This window comes from Achromobacter sp. D7-1, assembly GCF_059760445.1.
Genome location: NZ_JCBAMT010000011.1, coordinates 45738 through 66824, shown reverse-complemented (window position 1 = coordinate 66824; position 21087 = coordinate 45738). Strand labels below are relative to the sequence as shown.

Here is a 21087-nt window from a genome sequence, read left to right as displayed (position 1 = left end):
CTTCAGGCGCTTGGGGTCGATCAGCCTTGTTCGCCGCCCTTGCCCAAACCCAGATAGCTTTCGATGACCTTCGGGTCGCCGGCCAGCTCGCGCGCCGGGCCGTGCAGGATGACTTCGCCGGTTTCCAGTACGTAGCCGTAATCGGCCACTTGCAGCGCCGCGCGCGCATTCTGTTCGACCAGCAGGATCGCGACGCCGGTCTCGCGCAGGCGCGCGATGATGTGGAAGATCTCGCGCACGATGCGCGGCGCCAGGCCCAGGCTGGGCTCGTCGAGCATCAACAGGTTGGGCTTGGCCATCAGCGCGCGGCCGACGGCCAGCATCTGGCGTTCGCCGCCCGACAGGGTGCCGGCCTGCTGCGCACGGCGCTCGCGCAGCCGCGGGAACAGGTCGAACACTTCGTTCAGCGTGTCGCGCCAGCCGCTTTCGCGGGCGCGGTAGCGACGGAAGCCGCCCAGCAGCAGGTTGTCTTCCACCGACATGGTGCCGAACAGTTCGCGGCGCTCGGGCACCAGCGACATGCCGGCCGCGACGCGGCGTTCGACCTGCCAGCCCGACACGTCGGTGCCGGCGTACTGCACGGTGCCGGCCGCGTGGCCGGTCTGCGGCAGCGCACCCATCATGGCGTTCAGCATGGTGGACTTGCCGGCGCCGTTGGCGCCGATCACGGTAACGATGCTGCCAGCGGGCACGGTGAGCGAGGCGCCCACCAGCGCGCCCACCTTGCCGTAGCGGGCGGACAGGTTGGTGACTTCGAGTACGGGAGCGCTCATCACACGCCTCCTGCCGACACGGGTTTGGCCTGGTCCGCTTCGGGCAGGTCGTCATCGATGCCGCCCAGGTAGGCTTCCAGCACCGCCGGGTTCTTTTGCACGTCGGCCGGCACGCCTTCAGCCAGCTTGGTGCCGAAATCCATCACCACGAGGTGGTTGGTCAGACGCATCACAAAATCCATATCGTGTTCGACGAGCAGAATGCTCATGCCCTCGGCTCGCAACTGTTCCAGCACGCGTGCCAGGTCCTGCTTTTCCTTGTAGCGCAGGCCGGCGGCGGGTTCGTCCAGCAGCAGCAATACCGGGTCGGAGGCCAGGGCGCGCGCGATTTCCAGGATGCGTTGCTGGCCCAGCGCCAGGTTGCCCGCCTGCTCGTACAGGTACTCGCCCAGGCCGACGCGCTTGATCTGCTCCGCGGCTTCGTGCAACAGCTGCGCCTCGCGGGCGCGATCCGAATGCAAGGCGCCCGCCAGCACGCCGACGTCCGAGCGCAGGTGCGCGCCCAGCGCCACGTTCTCCAGCACCGTCATGCCGGGCAGCAGTTGCACGTGCTGGAAGGTGCGGCCCACGCCCAGCTTGGCAATCTCGCGCGCCGAACGGCTGTCGATGCGCTGGCCCATGAAGGTGACCTTGCCGCGCGTCACCGGCAGCACGCCGCTGATCAGGTTGAAGGTCGTGCTCTTGCCGGCGCCGTTCGGGCCGATCAGGCCCATGATTTCGCCTGAGGCGACCTTGAAGGAAATGTCATTGACGGCGACCAGGCCGCCGAATTCCTTGCGGATGGCATCGACTTCGAGCACCACCTGGCCCGCTTGCGGACGCGCGCGCGTCGGCAGGGCCGGCGCCGGCGCGGGCGGCGCCAGGTTGCGACGCGAACCGTCGGCGCCGGTGATGCTGCCCCACCAGCCCGCCAGGATCGGCCACAGGCCATTGCGGGCGTATTGCAGCATCAGGATCAGCAGCACGCCGAAGACGATCATCTCGAAGTTGGCGTTGGTATCGAGCAGCTTGGGCAACAGGTTCTGCAACTGGTCCTTCAGCACCAGGATGACGCTGGAGCCCAGCAAGGCGCCCCAGACGTAGCCGGCGCCACCGACCACCGCCATGAACAAGTATTCGATGCCGTAGTTGATGCCGAACGGGCTGGGGCTGACGGCGCGCTGCATGTGCGCATAGAGCCAGCCAGACACGCAGGCCAGCAATGCCGCCCAGACGAAGATCACGACCTTGTAGGCAGCGGTGTTCACGCCCATGGATTCGGCCATGCCGGCGCCGCTCTTGAGCGCGCGGATGGCGCGCCCGGGACGCGAGTTCAGCAGGTTGCGGGTCGCCCACAGCGCCAGCAGCACGAACACCCAGATCAGGTAATAGATGTGGCGGCCGCTGGCCAGCGACATGCCGAAGATGCTGATGGGCTCGATGCCGGCGATGCCGTCATGCTTGCCCAGCCAGTCGATGTTGCCGAACAGGAAGTACAGCGACAGGCCCCAGGCGATGGTGCCCAGCGGCAGGTAGTGGCCCGACAGGCGCAGGGTGATGGCGCCCAGCAGGTAGGCCACGACGGCCGTCAGGACCAGCCCGGCCGGCAGCGCCAGCCAGGGCGAGACATCGTATTGCGTGGTCAGGAAGGCGGTGGTGTAGGCGCCCAGGCCCACGAACGCGGCCTGGCCGAACGAGGTCAGGCCGCCCACGCCGGTCAGGAGCACCAGTCCCAGCACCACCAGGCTGGCCAGCCCGATGTAGTTGAGTTGCGTCACCCAGAATTCGGGCGTGGCCGACACCAGCGGCAGGCCCGCCAGGACGACGAGAAAGAGGACGAGCAAAATGCGGTTCATGACGTTTATTCCTCTTCGTCCACGTGATGGGTGCTGAACGAACGCCACACCAGAACCGGGATAATCAGGGTGAAGACAATCACTTCCTTATAGGCGCTGGCCCAGAAGGACGAGAAGGATTCCAGCACGCCCACCAGCAGCGAGCCCGCGGCGGCCACCGGGTAGCTGGCCAGACCGCCGATGATGGCGCCGACGAAGCCCTTCAGGCCGATCAGGAAGCCGGTGTCGTAATACACCGTGGTGATGGGCGCGATCAGCATGCCGGACATGGCGCCGATGGCGACAGCCAGCGTGAAGGTCAGGCTGCCGGACATGGTGGTGCTGATGCCGACCAGGCGGGCGCCGCGGCGATTGACCGCCGTGGCGCGCAGCGCGCGGCCATACAGCGTCTTGCCGAAGAACAGCCACAGGCCGATGATCAGGATGGCGCAGGTCGCCACCACGAACAGGCTTTGCGCCGACCAGGTCATGAAGCCCAGGTCGATCTGTCCGCTGACGAAGGCGGGAGTGCGCCAGCCTTCGGCGCCAAAGAACACCAGCGCCAGGCCGGTGAGCGCGAAGTGCACGGCCACGGAAACGATCAGCAGCACCAGCACGGTGGCTTCGGCCAGCGGCTGGTAGACGATGCGGTAGACCATCGGACCCATCGGGATCACCAGCAGCAGCGTCAGCAGCATGTTCAGCCACAGCGAATTGCCGGGCGCGGTGTAGGTCACGGTCAGCCACAGCAGCGCCAGCGGCAGGACCACACAGGTGGCGATGGCCTTGGGCAAGGCGGCCGCGCTGCGGGTGCGCAGCGCGCGCAGCAGCTCGAGCGCCAGGCAGACGACGCCCAACAGCGGCAGGAGATAGGCGGTGCCCGGCACTTTGCCGTCCACCAGCATGGCCAGGGTCAGGGCGCCGAACGCCACGAACTCGCCCTGGGGAATGAAAATGACGCGCGTAACGGCGAATACCAGCACCAGAGCCATGCCCAGGAGGGCATAGATGGCGCCGTTGACGACACCGTCTTGCAGCAGGATCAGCGCAATTGTGGAATCCATCTAACAACCTTATTTATTCTGGTGTTCCGGCCGCACCCGGGACACTGATACGACACACCGGCCGGAAAGGCCGGTGCGAAGCATTGCTGGGGTGCCGCGCGGCGGGCGCCGCCGCGCTTTATGCACCCTTGGATCGGGCGATCCTGGGGATTACAGGCCGGGCTGGTAGACCCACTTGCCGCCTTCCACCTTGACCATCACGCGCGAGCGCTCGTCAAAGCCGGCGTGGTCCGTCGGCGACATGTTGAACACGCCTTGCGAGGCGGCCAGGTCCTTCACGCCTTCCAGGGCGTCGCGCATGGCGGCGCGGAACTCCGGCGTGCCGGGCTTGGCGCCCGACTTCAACGCCACCGGCAGTGCGGCCACGACCAACTGGCCGGCGTCCCACATGTGGCCGCCGAACGTGTTGGTGGAACCGGCGCCGTTGGCCTTTTCGTAGGCTTCCACATAGGCCAGGGCCGATTTCTTGACCTGGTTGCTGTCCGGCAACTGAGCCGCGACCAGCAGCGGGCCGGCGGGCAGCAGCATGCCGTCGCAGTCCTTGCCGCAAACGCGCAGCACGTCGTTGTTGGCGGCGCCGTGGGTCTGGTAGATGGTGCCGCCGTAGTTGCGGGCCTTCAGTTCCTTCTGCGGCAGGGCCGAGGGGGTGCCGGCGCCGGCGATCAGGATGGCGTCGGGCTTGGCGCCGACCAGCTTGAGCACTTGGCCCGTCACGCTGGTGTCGGTGCGGCTGTACTTCTCGATGGCGACGATTTCGATGCCCTTGGCCTTGGCGGCCTTTTGCATCACGTCCAGCCAGCCGTCGCCGTAGGCGTCGGCAAAGCCGATGAAGCCCAGGGTCTTGACCTTGGACTTGGCCATGGCGTCAGCCAGGGCGCCGGCCATCAGCGCGTCGTTCTGCGGGGTCTTGAAGACCCAGCGGCGCTTGTCGTCCACGGGCTCGACGATCTTGGCGCTGGCGGCCACGCTGATCATCGGCACCTTGGCTTCGGCGGCCACGTCGACCATGGCCAGCGAGCCCGGCGTGACCGAGGTGCCGATCAGCACGTCGACCTTGTCGTCGGTGGCCAGCTTGCGCGAGTTCTTGACGGCTTGCGTCGTGTCGGTAGCGTCGTCCAGGACGATCCATTCGATCTTCTGGCCGGCCACTTCCTTGGGCAGGAGGGCCACGGTGTTGCGCTCGGGGATACCCAGCGACGCGGCGGGGCCGGTGCTGGACACGGTCACGCCAACCTTGACCTGGGCGCTCGCCAGTAGCGGCAGGGCCAGGGCAATGGCGGCAGCCGCCGCGGACAAGCCGAAGTGCTTGCGCATATTTTTGTCTCCTGTGGTGGCTCTTGGGCGCCTCGGTCGAGGCTAAGGCGAGCCTAGTTAAAGTTATACAGAAAAAAATATTATAGGGTTAAAACAGTATCAGATGACGATGCGCAACTCCGGTAATTCCCTGATGTGCTACCCGAAACACGTTTTAGCAAACGCATTCGTTAATGGCGAACTTGTACTAGATAAGTTCGCCAGCCGTCAGTTGGGGGATTCCCTTGGAAAGCGGCGCGCGTCTCAGCGCCCCAACATCGGCCACACGCGCTCAACCCGCGACGCTACCCAGGCCGCGACCACGGCCTTGGCCAAGTCGCCGGGCAGGAATACGGCTACCGCCATCGCCGCCTTGGCCAGGCCCATCTTCGTCACCGCGGCCAGCCATGGCACGCCGCAGGCGTAGACCACGGCGATGCCGCCGACCACGCATGCGACCACATAGCCGGCGAACTTCGCCCAGCCGCCGACGGCGCGTCCCGCGAGGCTGCGCGCCAGCCAGCCCGTCACGAAGGCGCCCACTACCAAGCCGACAAGGAAGCCGCCCGTTGGCCCAAAGAAGGCGCCCAGCCCTCCCCGGCCGCCCGGCAGCACGGGCAGCCCGACCGCCGCCAGCGCCAGGTACAGCAGGCAGGCCAGCGCGCCGCGGACGGGTCCGAGCATCGCGCCCGCCAGCATGGCCCCCAGGGTCTGCAGCGTCACCGGCACCGGGATGGCCGGCAGCGGAATCGGCGGAATCAGACTCAGGACCACGATCAGCGCCGCGAACAGCGCAATCAGCACGGTATTACTGGATTTCACGGTTTTTCCCCTTTGGGAGATGGAACAGGGCGCGCAGCCCTCAGTGGCTGCGCGCGTCTATTGCTTCGGATACTTCCTGCGCCCTTTTCAGCGTCAGCACGATCAGGGGCACGATCAGCGCCACCGGATTGGCGCCCAGCCCGCGGGCCGCCTGCGCTTCGCGGATTTCCTGGAAATTGCGCCAGATCTCGGGCACGAAACGCAGGGCCAGCGCCAGGGCCAGCGCGACCTTGCCGGCATCCACCAGCCGCATGCGTTCAAGCGGCATCAGCGCCTTTTCGCAGACGGCGATCAGATCGGACGTGCGGGTGGCGAGCGTGACAGCCAATGCCAGCCCGACCATCGCAGCGACGCGCAGCAGCACGGCCAGCGCCTCCATCCCGCCCTGGAACCAGGCGGTGAACGCGCCCACGGCCAATAGCACCCATGCCAATCCTTTTACCTGGCGCCAGACCGTGGCTGCGGCCACGCCCGTGGACCAGACCAGCGCGGCCGCCGCCAGGAAGGCTGGCGCCAGCCAACGCGGGTCACGCAACAGGAACAGGCCCGCGCCCGCCGCCATCAGGGCCAACAGCTTCAGCCACGCCGGCAGCCGGTGCAGGAAGGAGTCGCCCGCGACGTACAGCGGTTCCATCATGCGCAGTGCTCCCGGTACCAGCGCAGCGCGGCGGCCGGCTTGTCGTCGGCCGCGATATTGCCGTCGCGCACCACCACGACCCGGTCGAAATCCTCCAGCAGCTCCAGATCGTGGCTGACGACGATGGCGTCATGGGGCAGGCCCGCAATGGCATCGCGCACACGATTACGGTTGCGCAGATCCAGCTGGGTAGTGGGTTCGTCGAACACGATCAGCGCCGGCTCCATCACCAGCACCGCGGCCAGCGCCACCAGTTGGCGTTCGCCGCCGGACAGCGTGTGGCTGGTCCGGTCCGCCAGATGGCCCACGCCCAGGTGGCCCAATTGGGCGTCGATGCGGGCTTCGCGTTGCTGCCGGTCCGGGGCCAGATGCTTCAGGCCGAACGCCAGGTCCTCGCGGACGATGGGGAAGACAATCTGATTTTCGGGATTCTGGAATACGAAACCGACCTGACGACGGACAGCCTTCAGGTCGCGGCGGGTGTCCAGCCCGCCCACCCTGACGCTGCCAGCGGAAGGCAGCACCAAGCCGTTGATCAGCCGCGCCAGCGTGCTCTTGCCGGCGCCATTGGGACCGACGATGCCGATGCGGCGTTCGGCCAGCGTCAGGCTCACCCCATTCAGCACTTGCGCCTGGGGCGTGGAAACAACCGCCTGGTCAAACTCGATTAACATGGGGCGGGATTATGCCCGAACCATTTCGGGCATCGGGACTCCAAGAGCTCATATGGACAAAGTACGAAAATCCGACGCCGAATGGCGTGCCCAGCTTTCCCCCGAAGAATACGTCGTCACCCGTGAAAAGGGTACCGAACGGGCCTTCACCGGGCGCTACTGGAATACGTTCAGCCACGGCATCTACCGCTGCGTGGGCTGTGGCACGGCGCTGTTCGCTTCCGACACCAAATTCGATGCCGGCTGCGGCTGGCCCAGCTATTTCCAGGCGCTGGATCCGGAACTGGTGCGCGAAGAACGCGACACCACCCACGGCATGGTCCGCACCGAAGTGCTGTGCAACGTCTGCGACTCGCACCTGGGACACGTCTTCCCCGACGGCCCCGAGCCCACCGGACTGCGCTATTGCATCAATTCCCTGTCGATGACGTTTGAACCCATAGAAGACTGAATGAAGAAGTTCCTGTTCGACCTGTTTCCGCTGTTCCTGTTCTTCATTGCCTATCGGTACACGGACATTTTCATCGCCACGGGCGTCGCCATGGCCGCGGCCGTGCTGCAGATCGTCTGGCTGAAGGCGACGGGCCGCGCCACCGAGGCCATGCACTGGATCAACCTGACCGTCATCCTGGTATTCGGCGGGGCCACGATCTGGCTGCACAGCGACGTCTTCATCAAGTGGAAGCCCACGGTGCTGTATTGGCTATTCGGCGGCGCGCTGGTGTTTGCGCGCCTGCTGTTCGGCCGCAACCTGATCCGCCGCCTGATGGAAAAGCAGATCCAGCTGCCTGACGCCGCCTGGGAGCGGCTGAACCTGGTCTGGGCCGGCTTCTTCCTGATCGCGGGCGCGCTCAACCTGTACGTGGCGTTTTCCGGCCATTTCACCGAATCTCAATGGGTCAGCTTCAAGGCCTTCGGCCTGATGGGCCTGATGGTGGTCTTCGTGATCGGCCAGTCGATCTGGCTGGGCAAGCACATCCAGACGGAGGATCAGGCCCCCTCCTCCGACACCCCGCCCCGCCAGCCCTGAAGCCGTCCGATTCCCCGGCCCGCGCCCCCTGCCCGCGCCGGAACTAAACCTATACCTCCATGTCAGACACCACCGACCGCATTTCCCTGATCCGGGAGCGGCTAGCCGTCCTGGAACCCGTCAGCCTGGACATCCTGGACGACTCGCATTTGCATGCCGGCCACGAAGGCAGTAAAAACGGCGCCGGCCACTATCGCGTGATCATCGTAGCGCCTTGCTTTGCGGGGCTCTCGGCCGTTGCGCGGCATAGGCTGGTGTATCATCATTTGCAAGATTTGATCCCCTATCCGATTCATGCGCTTGCGCTAGATGCCCAGGCTCCCAAATAGAAAGTAAAAGGATATTCATGAAACGCATCGTCATGCTGGCTGCAGCCTGCGTCATCGCCGTGCCGGCTTTCGCTCAGAACGTGGCTACCGTCAACGGCAAGGCCATTCCGCAAAAGAGCCTGGATCAATTCGTCAAGCTGCTGGTCAGCCAGGGCGCCACCGATTCGCCGCAACTGCGCGAACAGGTCAAGCAGGAAATGATCAACCGCCAGATCTTCGTGCAAGCCGCCGAAGCCAGCGGCATCGCCAAGCAGGCCGACGTCCAGACCGAAGTCGAGCTGGCCCGCCAAGGCATCCTGGTCCGCGCCCTGATGGCCGACTACCTGGCCAAGCACCCGGTGTCGGACGCCAAGGTCACGGCTGAGTACGAGAAGATCAAGAAGGAACAGGCCGGCAAGATGGAATACAAGGTCCGCCACATCCTCGTCGAAGACGAGAAGACGGCGAACGACCTGCTGGCCCAGATCAAGAGCAACAAGAGCAAGTTCAACGACTTGGCCAAGAAGAATTCCAAGGACCCCGGCAGCGCCGAAAAGGGTGGCGACCTGGGTTGGGCTCCCCCGACCAACTACGTCCAGCCGTTCGCGCAAGCCGTGACGCAGCTGAAGAAGGGCGAACTGGTCGACAAGCCGGTGCAAACCCAGTTCGGCTGGCACATCATCATGGTCGACGACACCCGTCCGGTGGAATTCCCGCCGCTCGACCAGGTGCGCCCGCAGCTGGAAGAAATGCTGCGCCAGCAAACCCTGGCCGACTACCAGAAGGAACTGCGCGAAAAGGCCAAGATCCAGTAAGCCTTGCCGCACAGATGAAAAATGCCCGCGCAAGCGGGCATTTTTTCGCCTGCATTTCCTGGGCCGGGCCGGCTCCCCGCCCGCTAGGCCAGCGCCTGCCTCAGATGGGCATTCCAGAGAGGCCCCTCCAGCAGCGGTGACAGGTGACCGTAGCGCCCCGCCACACTCACCTGAACGACATTGCCGGGATACGGGAGCTGCGCCTGGGCGGCCGGATCATCCGGCGCGAACAGCTCGTCCGACGCGCAACGCAGCCAGCGCATGGGTGTGGCCGACTCCAGCAGCGCGCCGCGTGCGTCGTAGCGGCAGGCCGACGTCCTGAGCGCCGCCATGGACCAAGGCGAGAAGCTCGCCGCCCAGGCCCCAGCCTCGGCCCGCAAGCGCGGCTCCACGTCGGACTCGCCAGCGTCGGCCAGCCACCGGGCATAGCCGTAGCGGCGCAAGGTCGCACAGCGCAGTTCGACCCATTCGTTCCACGCATCCGCATCGTCCGAGTCAATCGCAGCAGCGAGTCGCCGCAGGCGCTGCGCGTCCGCCATGCTGCCGCCGCCGCGCGGCGCCGAGGCCAGCGCCACGACCCGTCCGACGGATAGCGGCGCGGCCACCGCCCACTGGAAAGCTTGGTAACCGCCAAAGGAATAGCCCACCACGGCATCCAGCCGTTCGACGCCGATCGCGCGCAGCCATTCCCCCTGCAGGCGCACGCCATCGGAGATCGATACGGCTGGAAACGCGCTGGCCGCGGCGCCGGTCGGCGCGCTGCTGCCAAAGCACGATCCCAGTGCATTGGGCGCCAGCACGCAGGTGTCGCGCGTGTCCAGCGCCGCCCCCGGCCCCAACCAGGGGCTGGCCCAGCCGGCATCGGGATAGACCTCCCCCTCGTCCGTCCTCAAGGCCTGCTGGCTGCCCGATATGCCATGCAGCAGCAACACCACGGCACGCGCGCGCTCTGGCGGCGGGCCGTAGCGGGCCCAGGCCAGCCGGGCTGGCGCCAAGGCCTCGCCACTGTCCAGCGGCAGGGAGTCGACCTGCGCCACGCCAGCGGCATGATCGATGAGCTGGTTTGCGGCCACCGGCGGCTCCTAGACGGGACGCTCGCCCATGACCGTCGTGCGGTAGATCGTGCGCCGCATGCTGGCTGGCAGTTCGCGGGTGGTGGCCTTGTGCATCACGCAGCGGTTGTCCCACATGACCACGTCGCCCGGCTCCCATTGCAGCGCGTACTGGTACTTCTCCTGCGTGCAATGCGCGAACAGGCGTTCCAGCAGTTCCTGGCTGTCCGCCTCGCCCCAGCCGGATACTTCGGCGGTCATGCCAGGGTGCACATACAGCGCCTTGCGACCCGTCTCCGGATGCGTGCGCACGATGGGGTGTTCCACGTCAGGCGTGCCTGCCAGTTGGCTGGCGTCCATCTTCACCTGGGTGCCCTCCTCGGCCCTGGTGTTCTTGGGCCGGTAGCGGTGCACTGCCTGCAGGCCCGCCAGCTGGGATTGGACGGCGCCGTCCAGTTCCTCGTAGGCCCGGTACATATTGATGAACAAGGTGTTGCCGCCTTCCGGCGGTATCAGTTGGGCATTGAGGATGGTGGCCTTGGCCGGACATTCGCGGAAGGCGAAATCCGAATGCCAGTACGAACCGCCGTCGGCGATGCCTGCCGGCACGCCGTTCTTGACCTCGTTGGACAGCACGAATATCTCGGGATACTCAGCGTGGTTGTACTGGGCCAGCACGTGGATATCCAGCTCGCCCAGGCGGCGGCTGAAGCGCAGCTGGCCTTCGGGCGACAGGCGCTGGTTCTTGAAAACCAGCAACTGATGGCGCAGGAACAGCGCGTTCACATCCTCGAACGCCGCGTCGTCCAGCGTTTCCAGATCCACGTCATGCACGGCCGCGCCGATCAGCGGGCTCAGGGGTATCGCTTTCATCATGGGGCTCCTGCCTAGGTTCAGGGAAGACGGTGCACGCGGGCCTCGGTGCGCACCAGCGGCTCCGCGCCGTGCTCGCCGATCAGCACCGGGTACTCCAGCCGCATGCCGCCCAGGCCCGGGCGGTACAGATGCGTGCCCAGCGCCACCACCATGCCGGGCGTGACGAGGTCGCGGCTGCGCAGATTGATGAAGGGCCGGGTACGCGCGCAGGTGCCCAGGCCATGGCCGAACAGGGGCAGGCCGAACTCGCTCAAGCCATGCTTTTCGAACACGGCGATGCCACGGCTGGCACACTCCGCTATCGGCCTACCGGGCGTCAGGGACGCCAACATGGTCTGTACGGTTTCTTCCCAACAATCGATCAGCTTGCTCTGCGCCGGGTCCGGCTTGCCCAGGAACACGGGCAAGGCGGTATCCGCCATATAGAGATCCAGCAGCGGATGCAGGTCCAGGATCACGAATTCATTCGGCCGGATCGCGCGGTCCGTCGCCTGCTGGGTGACGCCCCGTAGAAAGCCCGTGCGCTCGCCCGCGCCGACTTCGGTGCCGCCCGTCACGGCCCAGGACCAGGTGCTGCCCCGCCGCCGGATTGCACGCTCGATCTCGCCGGCTATCTCGTTCTCGGTCGCCCCGGCCCGCACCGCATTCATGCCCTGCTCGAAACCGTAGTCGGACACCTCCGCCGCATGGCGCAGGCGCTCGATCTCGGCCGCGTCCTTGATCAGCATGACGTCGTCGATCACGTCCACGCCGTTCTCGAACTTGATGTCGGGCAAATGGCTGGTCAGGTCGAAGTATTCGGCGGCCGTCAGCATGCCCGGCGCCACCTGCGCCGCCCCCGGGTGCGACAGGTCCAGCGCGACCTTGCCCCGCGTCAACCCGTGGTGCTCCAGACGCTGGCGTATCAGTTGCGGAAAGTCCGAGAACTCGAACTCGTACATCTCCATCTGATGGCCTTCGGCTCGCACGCGCGAGGCGTCCATGGCCCAGTAAATGAACTCGCAATGCCCGTCGGCGGTGACCAGCACGGCGCCGCGCCAGGGCATGAACGCGCCGCTCAGGTAATGCAGCGCGCCCTGGCGGGTGCCCAGGTAGGCGTCAAAGCCGAGTTCGCGCGCGTGCTGGGCGACGCGCTTGCGGCGGGCCTGAAAATCGATGGACTGCATGTGTCACTCCTCTTTGGGGATTCAGGAAACCGATGCGCCGGAAGCCTTGACCACGGGCGCCCACTTCTCGGTTTCGTCGGCGGTGAAGCGGGCGAAGTCGTCGGGCTTGCTGGCTACAGGGTCGGCGGCCTGCGAGACCAATTGCTCGCGCACGCGGGGATCAGCCAGCGCCCGGGCGATTTCCTGCTGCAGGCGTTCGACGATGGGACGCGGCGTGCCGGCGGGCGCGAACACGCCTATCCAGGACGTCATGGCGTAGCCAGGCAGGGTTTCGGCCACGGTCGGCACGTCGGGCGCGGCCGGGGAACGCTGCGGACCGGTCACGGCGATGGCGCGCAGCTTGCCGGCCTTGATCAGGGGCTGGGCGATGACCAGGCTGTCGAAGGCCAGGTCGGCCTGCCCGCCGATCACGTCGGTGAGCGCCGGCAGGCTGCCCTTGTAAGGGATGTGCTGCATCTGCACGCCCGCCATCTCGTTGAACAGCTCGCCGGACATGTGCATGGAAGTGCCGCTGCCGCCCGAGGCGCGGTTGAGCTTGCCGGGGTTGGCTTTGGCGTAGGCGATCAGGTCCGCCACCGAGTAGATGGGCAGCTTGGGATTGACCACCACGACCAGCGGATACGACACGACCTGCGTTACCGCCGCGAAGTCCTTCAGCGGCTGGAACGGCATGGACTTGTACAGGGTCTGGTTGATGGCGTTGGTGCCTATCGTGCCCATCAGGATGGTGTAGCCGTCCGGGGCCGACTTGGCCACGGCGTCCGCGCCGATGTTGCCGCCCGCTCCGGGCTTGGCCTCGACGATGACCGACACGCCCATGCTCTGGGTCATGCATTCAGCCAGCAGCCGGGTGACGATTTCAGTGGGACCGCCAGCCGCGGCGGGCACCACGAAGCGGATGGGCTTGCTGGGATAGGCCTCGGCCGCGCTGGCGGCGGAAGTGGCCGCCATCCCCGCCGCCAGGGCGCATGCGCCCAAGGCGCTCAATAGTCTCCTGCACATGGCATGTCTCCGTTGTTGCGGGACGTACCGGGCGGGTGCCCTGGCCGACCCATCTAATTAACGAACAATTGTTCGCTAATTCGCATTTTATGGAGATTGCGGCGGATGTCAAACTACAATCGAACTTCCAACGACAAGACCGCCGATACATGGACACGACATTGCCGGAACCGAAAGAAAGGAAAGAGGAATTTCTGGACAGCCTGGCCAATGGCCTGCAATTGCTGCAGATCTACGCCACGGGCGTGGCCAGCGTGACCGTGCAGGAAGCTGCCGAACAACTGGACGTGACGCGCGCGGCATCGCGGCGCATCCTGCTGACGCTGGAAAAGCTGGGCTATGTGCGCCAGGACGGCAGGGATTTCTCGCCCACGCCCAAGGTCATGGACCTGGGATACGCCTATTTCGCTTCGCTCAGCCTGCCCAAGCTGACCCGCGCGACCATGCGCGAAGTCGCGCAGACCGTGGGCGAAACCTGCTCGCTGGGCGTGCTGGACCGGCAGCACGTCGTGTTCCTGGCGCGCGAGGAAGGCCCCAAGCTGCTCAAGCTGGACTTGTCGGTAGGCAGCCGCCTGCCCGCCTACGCCCATTCGCTGGGCCGCACGCTGCTATCCACGCTGGATGACGAAGCGCTCGACGAGTATCTGGAAAACGCGGACCTCAAGCGCCTGACGCCCTACACGACGGTGTCGCGCAGCGCCCTGCGCAAGCTGATCCGGCAGGTGCGCCAGGACGGCTACTGCATTTCGGTCAGCGAATTGGTGGACGGTTTCGCGGGCGTGGCCGTGCCGCTGTACAACCACGAGGGCAAGGCCGTGGCGGGCTTGAGCGTCAGCATGGTGCTTGGATCGCGCTCGCCAGACGAGTTGAAGCGCCAGCATCTGCCCGCCCTGCAACACGCAGCCGCCACCATCCGCGACATGATGCCGCGCAGCACGATCTAATCTGGATCTGGCGGCCGGACGGCCTCAGCCGCCCTGCTCGCCCAGCAAGGCTTTCAGTGCGTCTTCGTCCAGCACCGCCACGCCCAATTCCTGCGCCTTGGCGAGCTTGCTGCCGGAATCTTCGCCGGCCACCAGATAGGCCGTCTTCTTGGACACCGAACCGCTGACCTTGCCGCCGGCGGCCTGGATGCGCATCGAGGCTTCTTCGCGCGTCCAGTTGGGCAGGGTGCCGGTCAGCACGAAGGTCTTGCCGGCCAGGGTGGTCGCTTGCGGCGCCGCCTCGGCCACGGGATTCACGCCCTGCGCCTTGAGCTGTTCGATCACGTCGCGGTTGTGCTGCTCGGCGAAGAAGCGGCGAATCGAGGCCGCCACCACCGGGCCCACATCGGGCACGGAGGACAAGGCGTCCTCATCGGCGTCCATGATGGCGTCGATGCTGCCGAAATGGCGTGCCACGTCGCGGGCCGTGGTCTCGCCCACGTGGCGGATGCCCAGCGCGTACAGCAGTCGGTTCAAGGCCGGCGCGCGCGCCTTGTCGATGGCGGCCACCAGATTGTCGGCGGACTTCTGGCCCATGCGGTCCAACCCCACCAACTCCAGCGGGCGCAGGCTGTACAGGTCAGCCAGGGTCTTGACCCGGCCGCTGTCGACCAGCTGGTCCACCAGCTTCTCGCCCAGGCCTTCGATATCCAGCGCCTTGCGGCTGGCGGCGTGCCAGAGCGTCTGCTTGCGCTGCGCGCCGCAGAACAGGCCGCCGGTGCAGCGCGCGATGGTCTCGTCTTCCAGGCGTTCGATGGCGGAGCCGCAAATCGGACAGGCCGTGGGCATGACGAATTCGCGCGCGTCGTCCGGCCGCTTTTCCAGCACCGGGCCCAGCACTTCGGGAATCACGTCGCCCGCGCGGCGCACGATGACCGTATCGCCGATGCGCACGTCCTTGCGGCGGATCTCGTCTTCGTTGTGCAGCGTGGCGTTGGTGACGGTGACCCCGCCCACGAACACCGGCTTCAGGCGCGCGACCGGCGTGATGGCGCCGGTGCGGCCCACCTGCACCTCGATATCGAGCAAGGTGGTGGTGGCCTCTTCGGCGGCGAACTTGTGCGCCAGCGCAAAGCGCGGCGCACGCGCCACGAAGCCCAGCACCTTTTGCGCCGGCAGCGAGTCCACCTTGTAGACCACGCCGTCGATGTCGTAGGGCAGCTCGGGCCGCAGCTTGCCGACCTTGGCGTAGAAGGCCATCAGGCCCTCGGCGCCGCTGGCGCGGTGGTTGTGCTTGACATTGACCGGCAGGCCCAGCGAGGCCAGCCAGTCCAGCATGGCGCCATGGGATTTCTCGGGCAATTGCGAGGCCTCGGCCGCACCCGCCGACGCTTCGGCGAACAGGCCGCCCTGCGCGCCCGCCAAGCCCTGGACCTCGCCCCAGCCATAGGCGAAGAAGCGCAGCGGCCGCTTGGCGGTGATGCGCGGATCCAGCTGGCGCAGGCTGCCCGCGGCGGCATTGCGCGGATTGACGAAGACTTTTTCGTCGCGCTTGGCCTGGGCCTGGTTCAGTTTTTCGAAATCGGCGCGGTTCATCAGGACTTCGCCGCGGACTTCCAGCACCTTGGGGAACGTCCCCTTGAGCTGCAGCGGAATCGCCTTGATGGTGCGGATATTCGAGGTAACGTCCTCGCCGGTCTGGCCGTCGCCGCGGGTGGCGGCCTGCACCAGGCGGCCGTCCTCGTAGCGCAGGCTGATCGCCAGCCCGTCCAGCTTGAGTTCGCAGAAGTAATCGGCTTGCTGCGCCGGACCCAGCAGGCCCGCGCCGCGCAGCGTATCGGTGACGCGGCGGTCGAAAGCCGCCACGTCCTCTTCGTCGAAGGCGTTGCCCAGCGACAGCATCGGTACCACGTGGCGCACGCTGCCAAAGGCGGAGACGGGCGCCGCGCCCACGCGCTGCGTGGGCGACTCCGGCGTCACCAGTTCCGGATGCTCGGCCTCCAGGGCCTGCAATTCGCGCATCAGTCCGTCGTACTCGGCATCCGAGATCGACGGTTCGTCGTAGACGTAATAGCGAACGTTGTGCTGTTCGATTTCGGCGCGCAAGCGCGCCGCGGCCTGCGCCGCGCTTTCACCGCCAGACGTGCTGTTCATTTACGCAAACACCCTTAGGGCGCGCTCGCTGCCGGCGGGCAGGCCCGCTTGTTCAAGCTGGCCGAACAGCACCTGGAGGCGCTCGTCGATGACCGTTTCCGAACCATCGGCCAGCGGCTTGCCCTGATCGTCGACCAGGTCCGCGCGCAGGCGGGCAGCCAGGTCGCGGCCCACATCGACCATGCGGCCGAAAGCGCGCTCGTCCGCCGGGCTGCAGGGCACGTCCAGCAGCAGGTACAGGCGTTCGATTCCGCCCATGCCGGCATCGAACGCCGCGCCGTCGCCGCGCGCCAGCGTGAAGCGGGCCACGCCATTTTCCGCCGGCCAGGCCAGGCGGCTGCCGTCCGAGACGAAACCGAGGTCGCGCGCCACCGACAGCACTTCGGCCGCGGGTTGGGCGGTGCCTAGCAACAAGGTCAGGCCGACCTGGGTATCCAGGGCGGCGCAGGTGTCGTCCAGGCGGGCGCCCTGCTCCAGCACGGCCTGCTGGTCCGGACCTTCAATGGTGGCGTCGAAGCGCTCGGCCATGTCCTGGGCGCGGGCCCAGGCTTGGGACCATTCGATGGCGGTCAGCGGACCGCTGCGGTTGGCCAGCAGCACGGCCAGTTGCATGGACGCATAGGATTCGCCGGCATGGACACGCGCACGGTGGCGGCGCTGGTCGGTTTCCGCGAACACGCGCATGGGCTTGCGGCCGACGTGGCGCAGGCTTTGCATGTAGGGCAGCAAGTCGGCGCCGCGCACGGTGTCGGCGAAGTTGATCTCGATGACCACTTCGCAGGCGGGATCGGGTTCTTCGGTATCGTCGGCATCGCTGCCGGGATCGACCGGCGCCGGCTGGCCGGGCTGGGCACGAGGGGTCTCGCCGCCCATGCCGGGTTCGCGGCGCGCCGCCGCGGCGCCCGCAGCCGACGCAGCGCCGGTTGCCGCGCCCGCCCCCAACAGCGGATCCTGTTCGGTGGAGGGGAAATGGGTCTGCATCTTGCGCCGGACACGCCGGTCCTGCCACCAGTTGAATCCCAGCACCAGCAGTATCAGCAATACGCCCAGGGCTATCAGCCCGATCTGCAAATCACTCATGTATAAATCCCGCGCCGAAACCCCGACGCCCTTCTGAATATTGGGTTTATGCCGCTTCGGAGGCCATCATCTGGACGGCCGAGTCTATGTCTACCGCAACGATACGCGAAACCCCTTGCTCTTGCATGGTTACACCGATCAGTTGCTTGGCCATCTGCATCGCGATCTTGTTGTGCGAGATGAACAGGAACTGGGTCTGCTCGCTCATGTTGGCGACCAGATTCGCGTAGCGTTCCGTGTTGGCGTCGTCCAGCGGCGCGTCCACCTCGTCCAGCAGGCAGAACGGCGCGGGGTTGAGCTTGAACAGCGCGAACACCAGGGCGGTCGCGGTCAGGGCCTTTTCGCCGCCGGACAGCAGGTGGATGGTGCTGTTGCGCTTGCCCGGAGGCTGGGCCATGACCTGCACGCCGGCGTCGAGGATTTCCTCGCCCGTCATGCTCAGCTTGGCCTCGCCGCCGCCGAACAGCTTGGGGAACAGCTCGCCGAAGTGGCCGTTGACGACGTTGAAGGTCTCTTGCAACAGCTCGCGCGTCTCGCGGTCGATCTTGCGGATGGCGTCCTCGAGGGTCTCGATGGCGCTCATCAGGTCCTGGTTTTGCGAATCCAGGAAGCCCTTGCGCTCGCGCGAGGTGTTCAATTCGTCCAGCGCGGCCAGGTTGACCGAGCCCAGGGATTCGATCTGGCGCGAAATGCGGCCGACTTCAGACTGCAGCCAGCTGGCGCGGCGCCATTCGTCGGACTGGTTGGCCAGATCCTGGGCCAGCGCCTCGCGATCGACCTCGCGCGCGTTCAGCTGTTCGGTGAACTGCTCCTCGGCCAGGCGGGCGGCCTGTTCCTGCAACTGCAATTCCATGATGCGGGCGCGCCGCGGTTCCAGCGTCTGCTCCTGCTGCAGGCGGTCTTCGTCCGCGCCGCGCAGCAGGGCCGCCAGGTTTTCGAGTTCCTGGCGCGCGCGCGACAGCGCTTCCTCGCGCTCGGCGCGCGCTTCCAGGGCGTCCTGCAGGCCGGCTTGGGAGGCCGAGGCGTCCAGTTCGGCCAGGTCCACCAGCAACTGTTCCAGCTCGACGCTGCCGCGTTGGCTCTGGTCGGCGGCCAATTGCTGGTTGCGCTGCAGGTCGGTGATGCGGACCTGGACGCCGCGTTCGGCGAATTCGGCTTCCTGGGCGGCGCGTTCGAGTTCGCGCAGGCCGGCGCGGGCCGCTTCGGCCTGGGCCGCCAGGGTTTCGCCGTCGATCTCGGCATCGGCGAAACGGGATTGGTGTTCGGCCAGCTCTTCGTCCAGGGCCTCGAAGCGGGCCTCGGCCTCTTCGCGGGCGGCGCGCAGATCTTCTTCCTGGACCTTGATTTCTTCCAGGTCCTGGCGCAGCCGCGAGGCGCGCTCGCCGGATTGCTCGGCCTGCTGCTGCAGGCGCGAGTGCTCAAGCTGGATGTCATGCACCCGGCGGGTGACTTCCGCCACGCGCTGGCGCGCCGGCGCAATGGCCTGGGACACCTGCTGCCAGGCGACTTCGGCGCGGGCGACCGCGGCGCGCGCCTGGTCGGCAATCAGCTGCTGCGCCTTGATCTCGCGCTGCAGGTTCTCGATTTCCTGCTGGCGCGCCAACAGGCCGGCCTGCTCGGAATCCGGCGCGTAGAAGCGCACGCTATGGGCGTCGACCAGGTGGCCGGCCTTGACCACGCAGGCGCCGCCCGCGGGCAGGCTGGCGCGCATGGCCAGGGCCTGGGTCACGTCGGTAGCGGTATAGATGTCGCCCAGCCACTCGTTCAGCAGGGTGCGCAGGTCGGGATCGGTGATGCGCAGCAGACTGGCCAACGGCGTCAGGCCGGCAGGCGCGGCGGGCGCCGGCGCCGCGACCGGCAACTGGTAGAAGGCCAGACGGGCCGGCGGCGCATCCTCGGCGAAGGCGCGGGCCCAATCCAGGTTGCGCACTTCCATGGAGGCCATGCGCTCGCGCAGGGCGGCTTCCAGGGCGGTTTCCCAACCGGGTTCGATGTGCAGCTTCTGCCACAGGCGCGACAGCCCGGCCAGCTCATGCTTGGCCAGCCAGGGTTCCAGCGCCCCCTGCTTCTGCACGTCTTCCTGCAGCTTCACCAGGGCCGACAGGCGGGCCTCCAGGCGCGCCAGGTTCTGCACGTCGGTCTGGGCGGCGGCCTGGGCGCGGCTGCGCTCGGCATCCGCTTCCGGCACGCGGCCTTCCAGGGTGGCCAGCGCTTCCTGGGCTTCCTCGAGCTGGTCCTCGCCGGCGACACGGTCGCCGGCCAGTTGCTCCAGGCGCACCGGATCAGGGCTGTGCAGTTCACGCAATTCCTGCTGCAGGCGCTCGCGGCGCTGGTCCAGCGCCTGCATCTGGCGGTCGGCGTCGCGCTGCGACTGCGCCACCAGGGCCAGATTCTGTTCGACGCGGGCCAGCGCGGCGCGCATCTCGTCGCGCCCCGAGGCGGCTTCGCGCACGCGCTGCTCCACGGCCGGCAGCGCGGCCTGGGCGTCCTCGGCCTTGGCGCGCGCCTCTTCGGTGCGGGCGGCGCCCGCGGCCAGGTCTTCCTCGGCCTGGGCGATCTGTTCGGTGCAATGTTCGCGCTGGGCGGTCCACTCGCCGATCTGCTGCTGCAGCTGGTCGCGGCGCGCCTGCAGGCGGTTGCGGGAATCGACCACGTGGCGGATTTCGGCTTCCAGGCGGCTGACCTGGGCGTTGGCTTCGTACAGTCCGCCCTGGGCGGTGTGCACCGCGTCGCTGGCGGCGTAATGGGCCTGGCGGCGGGACTCCAGCGCAGCTTCGCCCGCCCGCAGGCCGGCGATGGCGGCTTCCAGCTCGTTCTGGGCCTGCGCCATCTCCTGGGCCTTCTTGGCGCGTTCTTCGCGCGCCCCGGTTTCCTTCAGGAACCACAGCGCGTGCTGCTTCTTTTCGCCGTCGGCCTGGAGCTCGCGGTAGCGCGTGGCCACTTCGGCCTGCGCCTCCAGCTTTTCCAGCTGGCTGTTGAGTTCGCGCAGGATGTCTTCGACGCGGGTCAGGTTCTCGCGCGTGTCGGACAGGCGGTTTTCGGTCTCGCGGCGCCGTTCCTTGTAGCGCGACACCCCGGCCGCCTCTTCCAGGAACACCCGCAGTTCTTCGGGGCGCGCCTCGATCAGGCGGTTGATCATGCCCTGGCCGATGATGGCGTAGCCGCGGGCGCCCAGGCCGGTGCCCAGGAAGATGTCGTGGATGTCGCGGCGGCGGACCTGCTGGTTGTTGACGAAGTAGCTGCTGGTGCCATCGCGGGTCAGCACGCGGCGCACGGCGATTTCCGCGTAGGTGCTCCACTGGCCGGCGGCGCGCCCTTCGCTGTTGTCGAACACCATTTCCACCGAGGCCCGCGCCGCCGGCTTGCGGTTGCCGGAGCCGTTGAAAATGACGTCCTGCATGGACTCGCCGCGCAGTTCCGAGGCCTTGGCCTCGCCCAGCACCCAGCGCACGGCATCAATGATGTTCGATTTTCCGCAGCCATTGGGACCCACCACGCCCACCAGTTGGCTGGGCACGGGAATCACGGTGGGATCGACGAAGGACTTGAAGCCGGCGAGTTTTAGCTGAGTAAGACGCACAATACGATGACGACGGGGTGGGTT

The 21087-nt window shown here is 66.9% G+C and carries 19 protein-coding genes; 5 read left to right on the top strand and 14 right to left on the bottom strand.

What is annotated here, in order from left to right; genetic code table 11:
- Positions 1-20: 20 nt before the first annotated feature.
- From AC6LKD_RS07280 to AC6LKD_RS07250, 7 genes are all read right to left on the bottom strand, one after another.
- Entirely contained in the window at positions 21-773 is a 753-nt protein-coding gene (locus AC6LKD_RS07280) for an ABC transporter ATP-binding protein (protein ID WP_013392184.1), read from the bottom strand.
- Positions 773-2608 carry a branched-chain amino acid ABC transporter ATP-binding protein/permease gene (locus tag AC6LKD_RS07275; protein ID WP_013392183.1) on the bottom strand — a complete coding sequence of 612 codons (1836 nt, stop codon included), beginning with the start codon at positions 2606-2608 and terminating at the stop codon, positions 773-775. Before AC6LKD_RS07275 ends, AC6LKD_RS07280 begins: the two co-directional genes overlap by 1 nt.
- A gap of 5 nt (positions 2609-2613) precedes the next feature.
- On the bottom strand, positions 2614-3651 hold the full coding sequence (locus AC6LKD_RS07270; RefSeq protein WP_013392182.1) for a branched-chain amino acid ABC transporter permease: 1038 nt from the start codon (positions 3649-3651) through the stop codon (positions 2614-2616).
- A 150-nt stretch (positions 3652-3801) separates the two neighbouring features.
- Complete coding sequence (locus AC6LKD_RS07265) at positions 3802-4965, bottom strand: ABC transporter substrate-binding protein (protein WP_013392181.1); 1164 nt, start codon at positions 4963-4965, stop codon at positions 3802-3804.
- A 243-nt stretch (positions 4966-5208) separates the two neighbouring features.
- Entirely contained in the window at positions 5209-5766 is a 558-nt protein-coding gene (locus AC6LKD_RS07260) for a biotin transporter BioY (RefSeq protein WP_013392180.1), read from the bottom strand.
- 40 nt (positions 5767-5806) lie between these two features.
- Positions 5807-6403, bottom strand: a complete 597-nt coding sequence (locus tag AC6LKD_RS07255) for an energy-coupling factor transporter transmembrane component T family protein (RefSeq protein WP_013392179.1) — start codon at positions 6401-6403, stop codon at positions 5807-5809.
- Positions 6400-7077, bottom strand: coding sequence for an energy-coupling factor ABC transporter ATP-binding protein (locus AC6LKD_RS07250; protein WP_013392178.1), 678 nt, complete (start codon positions 7075-7077; stop codon positions 6400-6402). Before AC6LKD_RS07250 ends, AC6LKD_RS07255 begins: the two co-directional genes overlap by 4 nt.
- Before the next feature lie 52 nt (positions 7078-7129).
- Here AC6LKD_RS07250 and msrB point away from each other — a divergent pair, with 52 nt between their 5' ends.
- From msrB to AC6LKD_RS07230, 4 genes are read left to right on the top strand one after another with little or no spacing between them, the layout of a single operon-like run.
- Positions 7130-7528 (top strand): peptide-methionine (R)-S-oxide reductase MsrB, encoded by a 399-nt coding sequence (gene msrB, locus AC6LKD_RS07245; RefSeq protein WP_013392177.1) that lies wholly within the window; start codon positions 7130-7132, stop codon positions 7526-7528.
- Complete coding sequence (locus AC6LKD_RS07240; protein WP_013392176.1) at positions 7529-8107, top strand: septation protein A; 579 nt, start codon at positions 7529-7531, stop codon at positions 8105-8107.
- 59 nt (positions 8108-8166) lie between these two features.
- Positions 8167-8436, top strand: coding sequence for a BolA family protein (locus tag AC6LKD_RS07235; RefSeq protein ID WP_013392175.1), 270 nt, complete (start codon positions 8167-8169; stop codon positions 8434-8436).
- Between the two features lie 17 nt (positions 8437-8453).
- Positions 8454-9230, top strand: coding sequence for a peptidylprolyl isomerase (locus AC6LKD_RS07230; RefSeq protein WP_013392174.1), 777 nt, complete (start codon positions 8454-8456; stop codon positions 9228-9230).
- An 83-nt stretch (positions 9231-9313) separates the two neighbouring features.
- Here AC6LKD_RS07230 and AC6LKD_RS07225 read toward each other — a convergent pair whose 3' ends face one another.
- The 4 genes from AC6LKD_RS07225 to AC6LKD_RS07210 are packed head-to-tail and all read right to left on the bottom strand — an operon-like array spanning position 9314 to position 13326.
- Positions 9314-10303 (bottom strand): alpha/beta fold hydrolase, encoded by a 990-nt coding sequence (locus tag AC6LKD_RS07225; protein WP_498115664.1) that lies wholly within the window; start codon positions 10301-10303, stop codon positions 9314-9316.
- 9 nt (positions 10304-10312) lie between these two features.
- The gene (locus tag AC6LKD_RS07220) at positions 10313-11158 is read right to left on the bottom strand and encodes a TauD/TfdA dioxygenase family protein (protein WP_492274828.1); all 846 of its coding nucleotides are present in this window, start codon (positions 11156-11158) and stop codon (positions 10313-10315) included.
- A 17-nt stretch (positions 11159-11175) separates the two neighbouring features.
- A complete protein-coding gene (locus AC6LKD_RS07215) occupies positions 11176-12324 on the bottom strand; it encodes a M24 family metallopeptidase (protein ID WP_013392171.1) in 1149 nt (382 codons plus the stop codon).
- Between the two features lie 21 nt (positions 12325-12345).
- Complete coding sequence (locus tag AC6LKD_RS07210; RefSeq protein WP_498115662.1) at positions 12346-13326, bottom strand: tripartite tricarboxylate transporter substrate binding protein; 981 nt, start codon at positions 13324-13326, stop codon at positions 12346-12348.
- A 149-nt stretch (positions 13327-13475) separates the two neighbouring features.
- Here AC6LKD_RS07210 and AC6LKD_RS07205 point away from each other — a divergent pair, with 149 nt between their 5' ends.
- Complete coding sequence (locus AC6LKD_RS07205) at positions 13476-14270, top strand: IclR family transcriptional regulator domain-containing protein (RefSeq protein ID WP_492274830.1); 795 nt, start codon at positions 13476-13478, stop codon at positions 14268-14270.
- A gap of 24 nt (positions 14271-14294) precedes the next feature.
- On the opposite strand, the gene ligA is transcribed toward AC6LKD_RS07205, so the two are convergent.
- Genes ligA through smc form a run of 3 tightly spaced genes read right to left on the bottom strand, consistent with a single transcriptional unit; the run spans position 14295 to position 21063 of the window.
- Complete coding sequence (ligA, locus tag AC6LKD_RS07200; protein WP_498115660.1) at positions 14295-16403, bottom strand: NAD-dependent DNA ligase LigA; 2109 nt, start codon at positions 16401-16403, stop codon at positions 14295-14297.
- On the bottom strand, positions 16404-17483 hold the full coding sequence (locus AC6LKD_RS07195; protein WP_013392167.1) for a cell division protein ZipA C-terminal FtsZ-binding domain-containing protein: 1080 nt from the start codon (positions 17481-17483) through the stop codon (positions 16404-16406).
- A 46-nt stretch (positions 17484-17529) separates the two neighbouring features.
- Positions 17530-21063, bottom strand: a complete 3534-nt coding sequence (gene smc, locus AC6LKD_RS07190) for a chromosome segregation protein SMC (RefSeq protein WP_498115658.1) — start codon at positions 21061-21063, stop codon at positions 17530-17532.
- Between the last annotated feature and the right edge of the window lie 24 nt (positions 21064-21087).